Source organism: Actinopolyspora lacussalsi subsp. righensis (assembly GCF_900116555.1).
GTDB lineage: Bacteria > Actinomycetota > Actinomycetes > Mycobacteriales > Pseudonocardiaceae > Actinopolyspora > Actinopolyspora lacussalsi.
Map to the genome: position 1 here is coordinate 1 of NZ_FPAT01000014.1, position 16,181 is coordinate 16,181.

The 16,181-nt window shown below is 62.4% G+C and carries 16 protein-coding genes and 2 pseudogenes; 9 read left to right on the forward strand and 9 right to left on the reverse strand.

What is annotated here, in order from left to right; genetic code table 11:
• Positions 1-69 precede the first annotated feature (69 nt).
• Positions 70-360: a DUF4158 domain-containing protein gene (locus tag BM394_RS19965; protein ID WP_092972503.1), complete on the forward strand. Its 291-nt coding sequence runs from the start codon at positions 70-72 to the stop codon at positions 358-360.
• Entirely contained in the window at positions 332-544 is a 213-nt protein-coding gene (locus BM394_RS22580) for a hypothetical protein (RefSeq protein WP_139235277.1), read from the forward strand. The genes BM394_RS19965 and BM394_RS22580 overlap by 29 nt, the downstream gene beginning before the upstream one ends.
• On the opposite strand, the gene BM394_RS19970 is transcribed toward BM394_RS22580, so the two are convergent.
• Positions 526-1,107 (reverse strand): dihydrofolate reductase family protein, encoded by a 582-nt coding sequence (locus BM394_RS19970; RefSeq protein WP_092980860.1) that lies wholly within the window; start codon positions 1,105-1,107, stop codon positions 526-528. The two genes, BM394_RS22580 and BM394_RS19970, sit on opposite strands and share 19 nt — an antisense overlap.
• A gap of 65 nt (positions 1,108-1,172) precedes the next feature.
• Positions 1,173-2,012, reverse strand: a complete 840-nt coding sequence (locus BM394_RS19975; RefSeq protein ID WP_092980864.1) for a helix-turn-helix domain-containing protein — start codon at positions 2,010-2,012, stop codon at positions 1,173-1,175.
• Between the two features lie 41 nt (positions 2,013-2,053).
• Between BM394_RS19975 and BM394_RS23800 the strand changes: the two are divergent.
• Positions 2,054-2,583: pseudogene (locus BM394_RS23800) on the forward strand (recombinase family protein).
• Between the two features lie 425 nt (positions 2,584-3,008).
• Here the strand turns inward: BM394_RS23800 and ilvD are convergent.
• Positions 3,009-4,685 (reverse strand): dihydroxy-acid dehydratase, encoded by a 1,677-nt coding sequence (gene ilvD / locus BM394_RS19985; protein WP_217643621.1) that lies wholly within the window; start codon positions 4,683-4,685, stop codon positions 3,009-3,011.
• Between the two features lie 263 nt (positions 4,686-4,948).
• Between ilvD and mtnP the strand changes: the two genes are divergently transcribed.
• Entirely contained in the window at positions 4,949-5,836 is an 888-nt protein-coding gene (mtnP, locus tag BM394_RS19990) for an S-methyl-5'-thioadenosine phosphorylase (protein WP_092981124.1), read from the forward strand.
• Between the two features lie 671 nt (positions 5,837-6,507).
• Here mtnP and BM394_RS19995 read toward each other — a convergent pair.
• Positions 6,508-7,035, reverse strand: a complete 528-nt coding sequence (locus tag BM394_RS19995; RefSeq protein ID WP_092980871.1) for an adenine phosphoribosyltransferase — start codon at positions 7,033-7,035, stop codon at positions 6,508-6,510.
• Positions 7,036-7,091: 56 nt separating this feature from the next.
• The gene (locus BM394_RS20000; protein WP_092980877.1) at positions 7,092-7,865 is read right to left on the reverse strand and encodes an SDR family NAD(P)-dependent oxidoreductase; all 774 of its coding nucleotides are present in this window, start codon (positions 7,863-7,865) and stop codon (positions 7,092-7,094) included.
• Positions 7,866-8,128: 263 nt separating this feature from the next.
• On the opposite strand from BM394_RS20000, the gene BM394_RS20005 reads away from it, so the two are divergent.
• Positions 8,129-8,923, forward strand: coding sequence for a YmdB family metallophosphoesterase (locus tag BM394_RS20005; RefSeq protein WP_092980880.1), 795 nt, complete (start codon positions 8,129-8,131; stop codon positions 8,921-8,923).
• 2 nt (positions 8,924-8,925) lie between these two features.
• A complete protein-coding gene (locus BM394_RS20010; RefSeq protein ID WP_092980882.1) occupies positions 8,926-9,774 on the forward strand; it encodes a cyclase family protein in 849 nt (282 codons plus the stop codon).
• A gap of 224 nt (positions 9,775-9,998) precedes the next feature.
• On the opposite strand, the gene BM394_RS20015 is transcribed toward BM394_RS20010, so the two are convergent.
• From BM394_RS20015 to BM394_RS20030, 3 genes are all read right to left on the reverse strand, one after another.
• Positions 9,999-10,748: a hypothetical protein gene (locus tag BM394_RS20015; RefSeq protein WP_092980884.1), complete on the reverse strand. Its 750-nt coding sequence runs from the start codon at positions 10,746-10,748 to the stop codon at positions 9,999-10,001.
• 822 nt (positions 10,749-11,570) lie between these two features.
• A complete protein-coding gene (locus BM394_RS20025) occupies positions 11,571-11,867 on the reverse strand; it encodes a DUF4158 domain-containing protein (RefSeq protein WP_092980889.1) in 297 nt (98 codons plus the stop codon).
• Positions 11,868-12,030: 163 nt separating this feature from the next.
• Positions 12,031-13,305, reverse strand: coding sequence for a tyrosine-type recombinase/integrase (locus BM394_RS20030; RefSeq protein WP_092980893.1), 1,275 nt, complete (start codon positions 13,303-13,305; stop codon positions 12,031-12,033).
• 140 nt (positions 13,306-13,445) lie between these two features.
• Here BM394_RS20030 and BM394_RS20035 point away from each other — a divergent pair, with 140 nt between their 5' ends.
• Both BM394_RS20035 and BM394_RS20040 read left to right on the forward strand, forming a co-directional pair.
• Complete coding sequence (locus BM394_RS20035; RefSeq protein WP_092980897.1) at positions 13,446-14,594, forward strand: coiled-coil domain-containing protein; 1,149 nt, start codon at positions 13,446-13,448, stop codon at positions 14,592-14,594.
• Positions 14,595-14,752: 158 nt separating this feature from the next.
• Positions 14,753-14,971 carry a P-loop NTPase family protein gene (locus tag BM394_RS20040; protein WP_139235278.1) on the forward strand — a complete coding sequence of 73 codons (219 nt, stop codon included), beginning with the start codon at positions 14,753-14,755 and terminating at the stop codon, positions 14,969-14,971.
• A gap of 60 nt (positions 14,972-15,031) precedes the next feature.
• On the opposite strand, the gene BM394_RS20045 is transcribed toward BM394_RS20040, so the two are convergent.
• Positions 15,032-15,571, reverse strand: coding sequence for a pyridoxamine 5'-phosphate oxidase family protein (locus BM394_RS20045; protein WP_092980907.1), 540 nt, complete (start codon positions 15,569-15,571; stop codon positions 15,032-15,034).
• Positions 15,572-15,834: 263 nt separating this feature from the next.
• Between BM394_RS20045 and BM394_RS23105 the strand changes: the two are divergent.
• Positions 15,835-16,158 (forward strand): annotated as a pseudogene (locus BM394_RS23105) (recombinase family protein); the annotation flags it as partial.
• Positions 16,159-16,181 lie beyond the last annotated feature (23 nt).

A 16,181-nucleotide genomic window follows, 5' to 3' on the forward strand; every position in this document is an offset into this window, starting at 1 on the left:
GGGGTGCTGGTGAGGAAGGTGTCATGAGCCGTCATTCGTTTCGGTTCGGGTGATCGGTAGCGTTCGCGCATGGTGTGGGAGGTGGATCAGGACGGGCTGGTCGTGCACTGGACGCTGGTCGGTGACGATCTGGACCGGGTGGCGGGCAAGCGTGATGCGGCGAAGCTGGGTTTTGCCTTGTTGCTGAAGCTGGTGCAGTCGTTGCGGTTCCGGTCGAACAACACCATGCACGCGCCGATCATCGACGGCGGCGAACTGGTGCGACGCTACGCCGACTCGAGTACGCAGACTTACCGCCGCGGTGAGCAGGTGCCCATCCGGGGTGTGGTGGGTGGGGACTGGCTGGAACTGCTCTACTGAGGCGGCCTCCAGCCGGGTGCAGCGCAGCGTCTACGAGCTCGCCGAGAACGAATGGGCGGGCCTGCTCAGCAGCGAGGACTACCGCGGGCTCACCCCGCTGATCTGGGCTCACGTAGCCATACACGGCGAATTCAAACTCAACATGAACAGCCGCCTCGACCTCGGTCAACGGCGCACACGATAGCGCAGGTGAAGCACCCGGTTGCCCTGAATCACCACGTCAGGATCCTCCAACAGGTGCTGTGTGTGGACCGACCCGAAGTAACGTTTGCCGGACCCGAGCACCACGGGTACGACGTCCATGCGTACTTCATCGATCAGACCCGCGGCAAGCACTTGGCTACCGATGTCGCCAGCGGCGACCTCGACCACGCGGTCACCCGTGAGCTCCTGCGCCTTGGCCATGGCTGCCTCAATGCCATCGACGAAGTAGAACGGCGCCTCGGGATACCAGCCCTCGGGTCTGCCCCGGTGGGTCACGACAACGACGTGGTCGACCCCAGCCGGAGGTGTCCCGTCCCAGCCGTTCGTCATGTCGAAGACGTGGCGACCGACGATTGTCGCCCCGATCTGGTCCCAGTACGGCCGGATGTAGTCGTAGGATGTCTGCGACACCTTCAAGACGCCGCTCTCGTCCAACGGCACGTCACCGCTGAGTAACCAGTCGAACAGCGGTCCGGGCTGGTCGTTCTCATCCGCTATGAAGCCGTCTACCGACACCGAGTTGTACATGACCACCTTGCCCACGGGGCCTCCTCTACTCTGGGTGCCTCCAAGTTAAGCGTTTTGCGAGCTGTCGGTCTTGTAAGAAATCAATCGGTCGGCAGCGGCCAGCTATCCAATACGTGGCCAGGATGTTCGCGCAGAAACCGCCGCCGAGCTTCGACGTACCGGGTCGGCGTGAGCCCGGTGAACGCCCGGAACTCGTGGCTGAAGTGGGCCTGGTCGTAGTAGCCTGCGCCACCGGCGAGGCCGCCCCAGTCGATCGGCCCGGCGGGGTTGATCGCGAACACGGCGGTGGCGAAGCGGTGAGTGCGGGCCAGCCGCTTCGGCGTGACGCCGATGAGCTCCTTGAACCGCTTTGCCAGATGAGTGTTGCTGGCACCGGTTGCCACGCTCAGGTCGCCGATCGCCACCGCCCCGCTGGTCGCCGCGATGACGCTGCTCGTATGGCGGACCAGCCCCAGGCCGGCGGTCTCGCACAGTCGTCGCATCAGCTCCTCCTCGAGCAGCGTCAGCATCTCGCTCGCCCCGTCCGCCGTGCCCAGCCGGTCTCGCAGCTCAGCAATAGCGGGCTGGCCCCAAACCTGCTCTAACGTCACCGGCCGGTCGCAGAGCTCGGCCGCGGGCATCGGCAGGAACGGCGACAACCCCCACGGCTTGAAGTGCACACCGACGGACCGGGTCCAGAGCGGGTAGCCGAACTCCCACGCGCGGGTAGGCATGGTGACCACGCAACCGTCGGCGTACCCGGCCGTTTCGATCTGGGTGCCAGCACGGAGGAGAAACGGCGCTCCGAGGTTGACGATGAACAACGCCGCCGGCGTCGTCGGCAGCGTCAGCCGGGCGTACGGCGGCGCACCCTCCAGGTAGTAAAGGTCGTCGATCAGCCCATCCAGCGGCGGTCGCGGCGCTCTGGACACGTACTCCATACGTACAGTATCGACTATGCCCTGCCGGCCGGCGCGCCTTGATGGTCCAACCGCGCTGCCACCAACACCCTGAACTCGGCGTCGCCGACGACCGGATCTACCTCGACCACGGACTCACCGGCACCAAGAGAACGCGGCCCGGGCTCGATCAGGCGCTGGCCACCGTCCGAACTGGCGACACCCTCGTGGTGCCCAAGCTCGATCGACTGGCCCGGTCGGTGTCGGACGCCCGCGCCATCGGCGACGACCTCGCCGAGCGCGGCGTCGCGCTGTCGCTGGGCGGACAGATCTACGACCCGGCCGACCCCATGGGCAAGACATTCTTCAACATCCTGGCCACCTCGCCGAGTTCGAAGTCGACCTCCAACGCATGCGCACCCGCGAAGGCATGGCCGTGGCGAAGGCGAAGGGCAAGCTGCGCGGCAAACAGCCCAAGCTCAGCGCCAAGCAGCAGACCGAGCTCTGTCGCATGCACAGCACCGAGAACTACAGCATCAACGATCTCGCCGAGCTGTTCTCGATCGGCAGGGCCACCGTATACCGCGCCCTGCAGCGGAATGGCGGCTCATGACACGTTCCTTACCGGCACCCCGACGAGTGACGCGTACACCCTCGGCCCGCGGGTCGATCGTGATCCGGTTTGCTGACCATTCGCAGTCCCGTCGCAGCGCTTCGATCACTACTTCGCGTTCCCTAGGGCACGACATCGATGAAGGATGTTCTATGAGCAGCCCGGCCTTTGCTCAGCGCGTAGGGGCGGAGGAATCATCTAGATTACTGGTCGTAGCTCGTCGTTGGACTGGTGTGGGCCCGGCGAATAGACAGGTGTCCCACACCATGGCGACCGTTCCTGGAGAAACATCGATTCCGTCGGCGCAGCCCGCATCGGCGGAGCCTCTCATCGACCGTGCCGTGCTCACCCTGACGTATCGACCGTACTGAACCGCTGCCAACGAGGTTGGAAGAGAAACCGGAGGCGATGGACGGTAGCGCGGGTCATTCTCGAAAGGAGGAGCCCTCCAAAGGTGTGGTTATGGCGCCGAGCGAAGCGCACGAAGCGGCACTGCCGTACTTTCCCAACACTCCGGTCGTGTAGCGGGGCGGAGGTGGATTCCAGCTTCGCGCTCTCGTTGCCAACTCCGATTCCGTCAACCGGACGGATAGTTCGCGTTGCACCAGGTCGATGGTGATCAAGTCGCCATCGACCAACATGGCGATCGGCCCTCCTACCGCGGCCTCCGGTGCCACGTGTCCGACCATGAGCCCACGAGTAGCCCCGGAGAAGCGTCCATCGGTCACCAATGCGACCGATTCGCCAAGTCCTCGGCCGACTAGAGCGGAGGTGACCCCGAGCATCTCGCGCATACCGGGGCCACCGCGAGGGCCTTCATATCGGATGACGATTACAGTTCCCGAACAGACCGCGCCTTCTTGTACCGCGAACATCGCATCCTCTTCGTTGTCGAACACGAGAGCGGATCCGGTAAACTGCGGAGTGGATGTGGCCGAAACCTTTACCACCGCTCCTCGGGGAGCGAGATCGCCTTTGAGGATACGGATTCCGCCCGTCTCGTGAAAAGGCTGGTCAACTGTTCGGACGACGGATTGTCCCGCTGCGGATCGCGCCCCGGAAACTTCCTCACCCAACGAACGGCCGGTCACGGTGAGCGCATTGTCGGCCAGTAGTCCCGCGTTATTCAACACACTCCCGACGAGACGTGTACCACCGGCTCGATCGAGATCAACAGCCGTATAGCTACCGCTGGGTCGAAGGTCAGCAATTACCGGAGTGCGTGTGCTGACATCGTCGAATTCCTCGATATCAAGCTCGATTCCCGCCTCACGTGCCAAGGCGAGAAGGTGCAGCACGAGATTGGTCGACCCGCCGGTCGCCACCGCACCAGTGATCGCGTTCCGGAACGAATCCTCGGTAAGAATTTTCCCGGGAACCAATCCGCCCCCGACCAACCGTGTCACGTGAGCCCCCGCGTTTTCGCACACTTCGACTTTGCGTGGATCATTCGCGGGTGGGTCCATCGATCCGAACGGGCTGAGCCCCATAAACTCCATGGCCATGGCCATCGTGTTGGCAGTGTAATTACCCGCGCACGCACCCTCACCAGGACATGCGGAACGCTCTAATTCATCGAGCGCGGTATCGTCCAGCTCGCCGCTCGCATTGCGTCCGACCGCTTCGAAGACGTCTTGGAGCGTCACCTCCGTTCCACGAAAAGATCCAGGAAGCATCGTGCCCGAATAGATGATCGCACCAGGAATGTTGAGGCGGATATGGGCCAAGGCCGCCGCGGGTATGGTCTTGTCACATCCGACGAGCGTAATCAGACCGTCCAGGGCGTGTCCCTTACCCACAAGTTCGATGGAGTCCGCGATTACCTCGCGGCTTACCAACGAGGTGCGCATACCCTCCGTGCCCATTGTGATGACGTCTGATATAGCCACAGTGTTGATCTCGACCGGAGTTCCCCCGGCGGTCCGCACCCCGGCCATCACGGACTCGGCGAGACGCCGATGGTTGAGGTTGCAAGGCATAGTTCCTATCCAACTGTGTGCCACCCCGATGACAGGCTTGGCGAAATCTTCCGTGGACAGGCCAGTGGCACGTAAAGCCGCGCGTGCCGGGGCGCGGCCGGACCCTTCCAGGAACGAGTTCATCATCGGCGATTCCTCGGTTCGTTGTTGCTCTCCGCTGCGGAACCCAGACATCGGACGAGCAGGGTGGCGGCGGAGCTGTTCAGCTCTCACGCTACTCAAACAGAACCACCAGGAACAGGGCAAAATCAAGAAGTGCACCATAGATGCATGAAGCTACCCTGTTAGTCGTACATACCTTTTCTCCTTTCGGTTATCAACGCGAAAACAAATCGAATGATACTATCCTCGTTGCAGGTGCACAAAGATAGTCGGAGGTAATGGAAATGTCATCCACGCCGAAATCGGAAGAAATACAGATCGGCATCATAGGAGGCAGTGGTCTCTACGATTTCGAAGCACTTACCGATGTTCGACGTGTCCACACGAGCACTCCGTACGGCGACCCGAGCGACTCCTTGGTCATTGGAAGCCTGGAAGGTGTTCGAGTAGCATTCATTCCTCGTCACGGTCGAAATCATCAGATTACACCAACAAATATCCCTTCGCGTGCTAACATTTATGCGCTCAAGAGCCTGGGTGCCAGGGCCGTAGTTGGTGTCAGTGCGGTGGGAAGTCTGCGAGAGGACTTCGCTCCGGGAGATCTGGTCATTCCTGATCAAATTGTTGACCGATCCCGAGGACACCGTGCCGACACGTTCTTCGAAGGGAACACCGTGGTCCACGTTCCGTTCGGTGAACCGTTCTGCGGTACGATCCGCCCCAGCTTGATCGAGGCAGCACGCAGCCGTATTTCGGCAAACGTACACAAAACGGGAACTTACTGCTGCATAGAGGGACCACAGTTCTCGACTCGAGCAGAGTCCGAACTGTATCGGGCATGGGGAATGGACGTAATCGGCATGACAGCTCTACCGGAGGCGAAACTGGCTCGCGAGGCGGAACTTTGTTACACGGGGATCGCATTGGTAACCGATTACGACTGCTGGCGCGCCGGCCACGAGGATGTGAGTGCGGATGAAGTCGCGGAAGTCATGAAATCGAATACCGCAGCGGCCAAGGAAACCCTGCTCGGTCTGCTGAAAGATTTCGATGTCGATACCCGGTGTTCTTGCCAGTATTCTTTGTCCACATCCATCATAACACCGATCGATACCTTGCGGTCATCCGTGAGTCGTCACGACGATTGGCTCGTTCGTAAATACGTTCCCTAACCGGGCTTTGTTGGGTTGGGAAGCCGTTGTTGGTGATCGGGTTGTCAACCGATTGGTGGGGTTGAACGCGAGTGGATCGGGCGCCGGTCTGGAGGGCCAGGAGATCTTACGACCGAGGCCCAGCCGGTTGCACTCGCAGGCTTACCCCACCTCGGCAGTTACCGGTCTTTCTCGGTACCCGCAGCACATCCGCGCATCACCGGGCCAATCGCCATTCTCCTCGACAGGCCTCGTCTCATCCGGGCCGTCTCAATGAGACGGTATCGTGTCCGACCGGACGAGCGGTGCGTCGCGTTCCAACATGGGTAGGAACACCATGCTGGTGCGATCGCAGGTGGAAGTATCTCATGGGGCCCGTTCGATGTGCTGCTGGTCAGCCGGACCGCGGTACAGTGCCTGCACTCCTACCTCGCTCCAACTCGGCACGGCTCGTGCTGATGGAGCACACGTACTTTGACAATCAGATCATGACGAAGCCGGCCCGCTTCGCGAATGGTGGCGTACCCGCTGCCGCCCCAGGTTCTCAGCAGCCTCCGTAGACTCCAGTTCGAACTTCTGTCGAGCACCACAGTACCGAGTCGTGATGCTCGACTCCCCTGAATACCTGTCAACGCGAGGTGTTTCCCACACTCCGCGAATGCTGTCGGTGGGTACCGTCCCGACTTCGGAAGTCAAACAACCGAGAAAACCGGTGTCGGAGACAAGCGCTCCGCGCCGTCCAGCCCCTCAATCGTCGCAGCTACGGCATATCCGGCGACTTTCGCTCCGCCGGTGACAACCAACTCTCCTGCTGCTGAGAGCGTTCCTCCTGTCGCGAGGAGATCGTCCACCACCAGCACTTGATCACCTTGCTTGAGAGTGCCCTGTTGCACTTCCAGTGTCGCCGTTCCGTACTCCAGACTGTAATCCGCCCTGTGCACTTCCCCGGGAAGCTTTCCCTTCTTTCGCGCCAACGCCAGCGGGCGCCCCCCGACGGCCGACACCGCTGTTCCGAGGATGAAACCACGAGCCTCTACGGCGAGCACGCGGTCAAATTTTCCGTCGAAAGCACTGATGAACGACTCGGCCAGACGATTTACGGTTTCAGGGTTTTGAAATACGGGAGTTAGATCCTGAAACAGGATGCCCTGTTTCGGAAAATCCGGAAAAACCCTGATTTGCTCTTCGAGTTCTTTTTTGAGGCCAAAGTCAACAGTCATGGTATTCCTTTGCGGTAAAATTTTCCGAGTGATTGAACGAGTCTACTACACGCAAATCATTGCGCCAGATAACCACCATCTACCGGCAGTACGGCTCCCGTGATGAAAGAAGCTTCATCTGAAGCCAGAAAACTGATAGCGGCGGATACTTCTTCAGGGGAACCGAGACGGCCGATCGGATGTCGCTGTTCGATTTCGGAAAGGTATTCCGAACCGCCGGGCTCATGAGGAAGACGATCAACGCGTTCGGTCTTGATGGTTCCGGGAGCGACCGCGTTGACTCGAATTCCGTGCTTGGCCCATTCCACAGCCAAGTGCATTGTCAATCCTGATGCCACGAATTTGGCCGGCCCGTATGTGCTCTGCCCGTCCTGACCGGCCAATCCGGAAATGGACGACAGGCACACGATAGAACCGCTATGCGTCGACAACATAGCTTCAATGGCGTACTTGCACGTCAGAAACATGCCACGGCCGTCGACGGCCATCACTTGATCCCAGTCTTCGACAGTCGCATCGGTGATTCTGGTCAACGGCAGTACCCCCGCGTTCGCGACCAGAACGTCCAACCTGCCATAGCTGTTCTTCGCTCGGTCGATCATGCGCCGAGCATCCGACGGATCAGCGACATCGCCTGTGATTGTGTGCACATCTGACCCGGACGAGGCCAATCGTTGTCCCAGCTCCTGCAGTGCCGGAGTGTCGACATCACTGAGTACGAGACGGGCACCTTCACGGGCGAACCGTTCAGCGGTCGCCTTGCCGATGCCATGAGCACTTCCGGTGATAACGCAAGATTTTCCCGCTAACCGCTCCGGTATGTCGTTCATGATTTGTCCTCGACAAACAAGGAGAAGACCGTGGCCAAGGCCTGCGATGCTACTCCACGGTGTGAGATTTATTTAAATCCTCGATCAATATAAGTCGCAGCTTCCAGCTCCGCCAGTGACACGAGAAACAAAAGAAGTACACAATTGGTCCCATGCGGTGTACCACTCGCGGAACAGATGCGATCCCCTAGTGGCCGATGTGCGGCACGGATCAGTCGGGAAAAATAGACGTACACAACAACCGCCTCTCTCGAGGAGTATCCGTGATCACTCTTTACTGCGGCGATATAGTCGGGGATCAGGCGACCAATCGGCTTGCTGAAAGCTTGCCCGATCTGCGACGTAAGCACGGGGTAGACCTAGTGGTAGCCAATGCCGAAAACAGTGCTCCGAACGGCCTGGGGATGGGTACGAAACAGGTGGAGCAACTATTGGATGCCGGAGTTGACGTAATCACCGGCGGAAACCACTCCTGGGACAGCGAGGAATCGATCGAGTCACTCAGCCTACCTCAGGTAATACGTCCAGAGAATCTGAGTGACGGGGTCCCCGGGCGAGGTTATGTACATCTCGAAGTCGGTGATGAAACGGTCACCGTGATCAACTTGGCCGATCACTGCGCCTTGAAGAACGTGGAAGCCGCTGCGGGTAGGTTCCTTCCGGCCTACGAAGGATGGAAGACGGCTCAGAAGAAGGGGGAAGTGATAGTCGACTATCACGGTGATCATGTGTTGGAGAAACAGATATTCGCCCATGCGGTCGATGGTTCTGCCACAGCGGTATTCGGCAGTCATACGCATGAGGCGACCATGCCGCTGCACGTGTTGCCCAGCGGTACGGCCTTCGTTACCGATGTCGGAATGACAGGTCCGGATCACGGTGTTCAAGGTTTCGATCCGGAAAATCTTGTATCCAACCTGAAAAGCACCGGAGATGCTTTTTCCGGACCGTTGCCACCGGTTCGCGTGGGTCCGATTGTGCTGGGGGCCGTGTTGCTGGAAACTCATCAAGGACGAACAGTACGACTGGAGCGAATTTCCTGGAACGAGGTGAACTGAAAATGAGTGAAATTCTAGGGGAGCGTGACTCGGAAATCTCGCGAAGCACGCGAAATGTCGAAGTTGTTGATCTGTCCCTGCAACTGTCCGAAAACCTTCCGTGTGATTGGTCCCTGCATCAGCCTTTCCAGCACAAGGTCTGGAATTGGTTCGCCACTCGTGATGAGCAGGTAGGGCCAATTTACAACCGGAGTGGTGTGCCGTACGCCACCTCTTGGATGGCAATTGATGAGCACACCGGTACTCACTTCGACGCTCCGAGCCACTTCGTTCCTCCGCCCGGTTCCGGAGTACCGGGTTCCGCGCCAGCCGGAGAAATTTCCGCGGAGAAAGTCGAAATTTCCCAGTTGATGGGAAGCGCCAGCGTGCTCGACCTCTCTTTCCTTACCGATCAGGACGGAGAAGCGGGAGTAAGTCCTTTTATTCGCCCTGAGCACATCACTGCTTGGGAGGATTCCCACGGAACCCTGAACCCAGAAAGTGTCGTTCTGTTCCGAACAGGTTGGGACCGCTTCTTCCAGCCAAAACCCCAGGGGAGCGCTTACCTGTACGACGTGATCGTGACGGGAAAAAGCCCTGGCTGGCCCGCTCCTGATGTTCCGACGATGGAACTACTGATCGAACGCGGAGTCCGGTGTGTCGGTACCGACGCGCCATCCATGGGAGCCGCGCATGACGGTGTGCCGGTTCACGTGCGCGGTTTGAGTGAGGGAATGCTGTACGTAGAGTGCCTTACCGGACTCGAAAAGCTCTCCCCGAAGGGGGATTGGTTTTGTTTCCTTCCGCTCAAGGTCGAAGGTGGCACCGGAGCACCGGGGCGTGCTGTCGCATTACGCCAACTGGACCGGTAGGTGGAAGCACTTCGTTGTGATACTCCGCTCCGAACCGTCTGCTCGGTATTCCTCTCCGGAGGAGAACTCATTCGGACAAGGTGGCGTCAGGGCTGATCGTGTTTACCACGATCAGCCCTGGCCTGGTTGGCGCCGCGCTCCTGAAGTTGTCCTGAGCCGCATAGTAATAAGAAGTCGGTGCCCATCGGGATGCCCGCGGATTTCGAGTCCAGCCTGGACGTGCACTACGCCGAGCTGCGCCAGCCGCTGGATCCCAGTGAGTTCATCACCGACCTGCGTACCCGCATGAACAAGGCCTTGCAGCGGTGCGATGCCGCTCTGCCACCGAGGAGAATTTCATTGGTGAACTCGGTGAGGAAGTCGGCGTCTTTGAGTACATCGAGCAGATCCCTCGTGCCCCAGCGACGGATCACCTCGTGCTCGACCTTAGTCAGGGTACGCGGCTCCGGCAGCGGGTCGAGTTTGGGCACCGTGATCCACGGTTCGCCGCGCCGCCGCGTGATCCGCACTCCACCAGCCGTGCTGTTGGCCAGGGTGGTGTCGCAGCGGTCCAGCGCCGTGGTCATGCGCTGCTTGAGGTCGGCGATGAAGGTCTCGGTCTCGCGAGGTTTGCGCAGCGCCTCGTAGTGCACGTCGCGGGTGGATTCGAAGTCAGCCGGCAGGTGGTCCTCGGGATTGCTCCACCGGTTTTCGCCGGCCACGTACGCCTCACGGCGCCGCAGCACTTCCCGCAGGGACACCAGCACGCACAGCTCGTAAGGGATGCGCTCGATGCGACCGCGCTCGTCGATGACCGCCTCACGCCAAGCTTTCGGCACCACCCCCTCGATGGACACCGTCTCGCCGGCGTCGTAGAACCGGATCTTGCCGTCGACCTCGCGGTAGCGGCCCAGCAGCTCCAAAGCCTGCATGATCGGCCGGTAGGTGGTGTCGTTGCACCGAAACTCCAGCGCGGCCAACAACACTGGCAGCATCCACCGGTAGTGGTTCGAATACGACCCCGCGCAGCACCGTGCGCACCCGGCGGCACAGGAACGCCTGCTCGGTGCTCTTGGCCTGGGTTACCAGTTCCTGCAGGGTCTTATCGCTGACGATCGGATACAGCGCGGTGTGCACCTGCTCGCTCCAGCGCCGTCTCGGCCAGCCGAAACAAGATGCCCTCCTTGCCCCCGCCCCCGGCGCAGATCCTCGGGGAACTCGCGCTTCACACGTCGTTCGGCACGGGTGTTGACCTTGTACACCAGGATGATCAACAGATCCACCAGCGCATCGATGATCTCGCTTTGACGTATCCAGCACAACGCAGCAAGAAGCGTCAAACGAACCTCGCGGGGGCGCTATCCCGCAGGTCGGACGGGTACGAGCGCATCGCCCGCGCCCGCCAGGCAGCCACCAGCTTCTCGAAGAGTCGGCGAACAGCCCGCTCGGCGGCCCCAGCTGGCGCACCGCCGTCAGCTTGTCGACCTCGACCAGCACCGTCTCCAACCCGACCTGACCAGGATCGGCCTTCAACTCCGCCAACAGACCCCGCCCCGCGGAGTCGTACTCGGCGACCAAGGTCTCCAGTACGGCCACACTCGTCCCCGATAGACGCTCGACAGTGCGGAGGAAAAGCCGCTGCTCGAACGTCGAACAGGCCGAACCGATGAGGCGGTCCAACACGCCCAGGTGGCTCGATCCCCTCGGCCCGACACCGCGCCAACGCCACCTGCCGCAGCCGGTCCTCACGCAGCTCGACCGGGCAAACCTCCTCGGCCAACCACCCAGCCAGCTTGTCCTCATCACCCCGAGAGAACTCACGAAAGCTGAACGCGGCCCGAATCTGCGCTCGATGATCTTTGATCGAGCGGGGCCGGCACGAGTAGCACCCCGGACTCCTTCGCATCCACGCCGACCTGCTCGGCGACGTAGCCAACCGCCTGCGGCGGCACCTCCTCGTCATACCGCGGGAACCGCGCCTCGATCTCGAAGAACTTCAGCAACAATGCGAAGCCGGGTCGGGTCGACACGGACTTGTTGCCCACCAAGCGCCACTCGTCACCAACCAGCGTCCACGACCCCACCAGCTCTTCCGAAGCCCACTCGCGCTGCACAGGCGCACACTATCGATCATCGTTCACACCCACTCCCGAGCCTCCGCTACTTTGCGGCTCAGGACAGCTTCAGGAGTACAGGGCCGAGAAGTGAGCCTGGCACTAGAATGATGAATATTCGTCACCGTGACTTTATTGTCCCGTAGAGTTTCACCTTCATTTGTCAGTCCTCTTCGGCCTCATCCGGTTCCGTCGTGGGGTCCGTGACCTCGGTGGTCGATTGCAGGGTGGTGGCGACGAGATCGGCGGCACTGCGCTCGGGGTGGCGGGCCGCGTGGTTGTAGACGCTCTGGGTGGTGGCGATGCTGGTGTGGCCGAGATCGGCCTGGACATCGGCGAGGGCGGCGCCGGATTCGACGGCGGTGGTGACGTAGAAGTGGCGCAGCGCGTGAGGGTGGAGCGCTTCGGCGATCTCGCGCAGTTCGGGGCTGGTTCCCGCCAGTCTGCGCAGCAGCTGCCACAGCCCCTGGCGGGTGCACCGACGGCCGCTGCGAGTACTGATCAGAGGTTGGGGACCGGAGCTGGTCTGGCCGCGTGGGGCTGGACGGTTGTTCTGCTGGGTGGCGTCGCGGGTGTGCAGGTAGTCGGTCAGGGTGGTCTCGACGCTCTCGGGTAGGTAGACGATGCGGGGTTTGTCGCCCTTGCCGGGGACGCGCAGCGCGCGGCGACCGCGTGTGGTGTGCAGGTCGGAGCGGTTGAGAGCACACATCTCGCTGACGCGCAGCCCCAGGGTCAGCAGGGCGATCACGGTTGTGGCACGGGCGGTGTCCTGTGGGGAGGCACCGCGTCGAGGAGCGGCCGCGGCGGTGTAGAGAGCGCGCACCTGCTCCACGGTGAGGTTCAGCGCGTGACCGGTCTCGCGGTTTCCGGAAAGCCCGAGGCGGCGACGGTTGAGCGCTGCCGGGTTACCGCTGGTCAAACCGGTCTCGGCGAGGTGGGCGTAGAGGGCTTTGAGAGTGGCGAGCATGCGTTCGCGTGTGGTGCGGGCCGCCTCGGCGGTGGCCAGTTCGTCCAGCCAGGCTTTGACGTGGGCACTGTGGGCGGACAGGGGATCGATCCGGTGAGCGGCGCACCACCGCAGCCAGTGCAGCTCGCGCAGTTTTCCCGGAGCCGCGGGCGGAGGGCGTCGGGTGGTCCTCGCCGGAGTCGGTGTCCGCGGGTCGAGGCCGAGGACGGCAGCATAGGCATCCACCGTGGCGCCCCAACCGGGCGGACCTGATTCCGCGGCGGCCCAGTCGGCCAGCTCCTCGGGCCCCGCGGGCAAGCCGAGGCCGGTGGCGTAGGTGCGGCGGGTGGCGGCATTGCCGTAACCGGCCAGCCAGTCGGCGATGGCGGCCAGCAGTCGCACCGGTTGTTCGGCGCCGGGCCACGGCTCATGGGGGTGCCCAGTTTTCGGCGTCCTCGACGCGGCTCGCTCCAGCGGGCTGTTCTTAGTCATTTTCACCTTTCGAATCCTCCTGCGGCACGTCCCATCCAGGTTAGCAACAAAACAACACTTTCGTAGCAAAGTTGGTTTTATATAATTAAAACCAAAACTAAAGTTGCGATATGTATAATACAAAACTAGGCTGATGGGTCATGGAAACCGCCACCGACGACACGGCCCCGCAGGGCCGGTGCAAGCTGGCTGCCTGCCGCGCCTCACTGCCTCCCGCCGGCCCGCGCGGTGGTCGACCTCCCGAGTACTGCCCGGACCGCACCTGGCCCGGCGGAAAGACCTGCAAACAACTCGCCGCCGCCCAATCCGCCCTGCACGAGGCTTTCGGCGATGCCCCCGGTGCCACATTGGACAGCGCGGCCGGTGACTTCGCCCGAGCCGCCGACGCCGTCGTCGTTCCACTGTCCGAGCTGCACACTGCCCTGGAACAAGTACGCGGCCAGGTCACCGAGGAACTGACCACCGCCGCGGCGACCGCCACCGGCGCTCGCGCCGAAGCCGCCGAAGCCCGCGAGACAACCCGAATCGCGGAGAACGCTCGTACCGAGGCCGAACAGGCCCAAGCACTCGCCGAGCAAGCCCGATCCGAGGCCGAAACCGCCGCGACCGAAGCCCGCGGGGAAGCCGAGCAAGCCCGATCCGAGGCCGAGCAGGCCCGTTCGGAACGAGCCGCCGCCATCGACGCACAGCACCGAGCCGAAACCCAGGCCGCCGCGCACGAAGCCACCGCGACAGCCGCCACCGACCGCGCCACCACGGCCGAGGAACGAGCCGCGACCGCGACCGCCGAGCTGACCCAGGCGCGCGAACGCATCGCCGCTCTGGAAGCCGAACGCGACGCGTTGCGGTCCACGCTGGAGACCGAACGTCGAACGCACGAGGCCAACGAGGCAGACCTCCGACAAGCCCGCGACACCGCCCAGACGGCCGCCCAGGCCGCCGAGACCCGCGTCGAACAGGCCCAAACCCACCTCGACCAGGCCCTGACCCGCGCGGACAACGCCGAGACCCGCGTCGAACAGGCCGAATCCCAGCTCGCCCACGTCCACCAGCGAGCCACCGACGCCGCTGCCGACGCCGCCACCGCCCGGGCAGGTGCCGAGACCGTCACCAGTGAACTGACCCAGGCCAGGGCGCGACTACGGAACCTGCACGAGATCCTTCTCGAACCGCACGAGACCGACGAGCATCTCCGGAACCGTCTGCTCGCGTCCCTGCTCCACGAACCGGTCGAGCAGCCGCCGGCCTCTGATGAGAACAGCGCACCTCCGACCGGGGGCACACCATGAGCGCCCACGGTCATTCCACCCGCTGATCACAGGTCGTTAGCGCGGCATCCGTGGCGGCGAAGTTCTCCGGTTCCTACGTCGGGCCGCAGGTTAGGGACTGCTCGATCGTGGTGTGCGCCGGTGTGTTCGGCGCCGACGGGGCGTTAGCCTGTCGAGGTATGCGTCGGATCGCGGTCGTCGGGAGTGGTGGGGCGAGGAAAACGACGTTCGCCCGTGAACTCGGGCGTCGTACGGGGATCGCTGTGGTCAACCTCGACGAGTTCTACTGGCGCCCCGGCTGGCGCCGTCCCGACCGCGAGTCCACCCTTGTGCTCAGGCTCGGGTTTCCCGTGATCGGCGTGGCCGACATGGATCGCGCTGTCAACTTCTGGACGTAAAGATGTCAACCTCGACTGGCCCCAGAATGACGGCCTGAGGTGGACCCGCTCGAGCTCTCTTCAGCCTGACGGTTGTTGGTCGAGCAGCCCGACGGGGTCGGCGCTGTAGGCGACCATCCAGCTGGGGTCGATGCGATACCAGATGTTCTCGTCCCAGAACGGATCGTCGCCATCGCCGTCGTAGTGGTTGACGAGGTAGTCGCGGATTGTCGGCCAAGTCGGGTCGCTGCTCGTCCCCTCGGGGTTCAGCGGAACGGCGTGTCCATGCGTGAAAATGCCGAGCTGCTCGCCGCGCATGAAGGTCGCGCTGATGCCGGGCCGCGCCGCGAGATGACGGGCTTTAGCGGCTTGGCGGTGGGTGCCGACGATCCAACGGCCGTGCAGGAGGTGCCCGTCGGCGCCACTGATGCGTGGCTCGCCGCGCCGGGTGACTGTGGCGATGGCCAGGGTGCACATGCCTTGGCAGACTCGGACGACCTGCTCGGCGTCCAAGGTGCTTTCACCTGGACGGATGATCGACTTGAGATGGCTGCTGGAGTCAGCCCAAGACGTGTCGAGCAGGACTTGGAGGCTGTGGAGCTCATCGGGAGTTTCGAACATTCGGCTAGTTAATCAGCTCCCACCGACAAAAGCGCCTGTTCGTTGATGCGGGGTAGCTGGGCAGCGACTCTCTCGCCTCTCACCAAAAGCCAACCGGTGAGCGGGGACTCTCGTGTTAGGGCGCGTTGAGCGCCCGTAAGGGGACCCCTTGCATACACCCGTCGACATGGCGCTTCGTGAGTCGTGGCCTGGACGTGCGACGTCGCAGATACCCCATACGATGAAAATTCCGGCCGTCGGAGGCTAAACGTACGCTCGCGATCATGTCTGAGACGATCACCGGCTACGCCCGCTGCTCCACCGACGAACAAGACCTCGCCGCCCAACGCCAACGGCTGGGCGAGCTCGGCATCGCCGACGAGCGGATCTATCTTGACCACGGACTGACCGGAACCACCCGAGCCCGCCCTGGTCTCGATCAGGCACTCGCCGCCGTCCGCGAAGGCGACGCCCTCGTCGTACCGAAGCTCGACCGACACACACCCGATCACGTGGTACTCAGGAACCTGGCGCAGTCGTTGTCGACCTGGAAGAGCCGAGACCTGCGTCTCTCGGAGGACGAACTGGTCGAGCGGTGCGTGCGGATGTTCGTCGCCGTCGGCGACACGTT

Bases quoted from the DNA above. Each gene is read 5' to 3' on its own strand.
- BM394_RS20045 (WP_092980907.1), bottom strand. From the start codon at position 15,571: ATGTTCGAAACTCCCGATGAGCTCCACAGCCTCCAAGTCCTGCTCGAC.
- BM394_RS20040 (WP_139235278.1), top strand. From the start codon at position 14,753: ATGCGTCGGATCGCGGTCGTCGGGAGTGGTGGGGCGAGGAAAACGACG.
- BM394_RS19975 (WP_092980864.1), bottom strand. From the start codon at position 2,012: ATGGAGTACGTGTCCAGAGCGCCGCGACCGCCGCTGGATGGGCTGATC.
- mtnP (WP_092981124.1), top strand. From the start codon at position 4,949: ATGTCATCCACGCCGAAATCGGAAGAAATACAGATCGGCATCATAGGA.
- BM394_RS19965 (WP_092972503.1), top strand. From the start codon at position 70: ATGGTGTGGGAGGTGGATCAGGACGGGCTGGTCGTGCACTGGACGCTG.
- BM394_RS20010 (WP_092980882.1), top strand. From the start codon at position 8,926: ATGAGTGAAATTCTAGGGGAGCGTGACTCGGAAATCTCGCGAAGCACG.
- BM394_RS20030 (WP_092980893.1), bottom strand. From the start codon at position 13,305: ATGACTAAGAACAGCCCGCTGGAGCGAGCCGCGTCGAGGACGCCGAAA.
- ilvD (WP_217643621.1), bottom strand. From the start codon at position 4,685: ATGAACTCGTTCCTGGAAGGGTCCGGCCGCGCCCCGGCACGCGCGGCT.
- BM394_RS20035 (WP_092980897.1), top strand. From the start codon at position 13,446: ATGGAAACCGCCACCGACGACACGGCCCCGCAGGGCCGGTGCAAGCTG.
- BM394_RS20015 (WP_092980884.1), bottom strand. From the start codon at position 10,748: ATGCTGCCAGTGTTGTTGGCCGCGCTGGAGTTTCGGTGCAACGACACC.
- BM394_RS19995 (WP_092980871.1), bottom strand. From the start codon at position 7,035: ATGACTGTTGACTTTGGCCTCAAAAAAGAACTCGAAGAGCAAATCAGG.
- BM394_RS20000 (WP_092980877.1), bottom strand. From the start codon at position 7,865: ATGAACGACATACCGGAGCGGTTAGCGGGAAAATCTTGCGTTATCACC.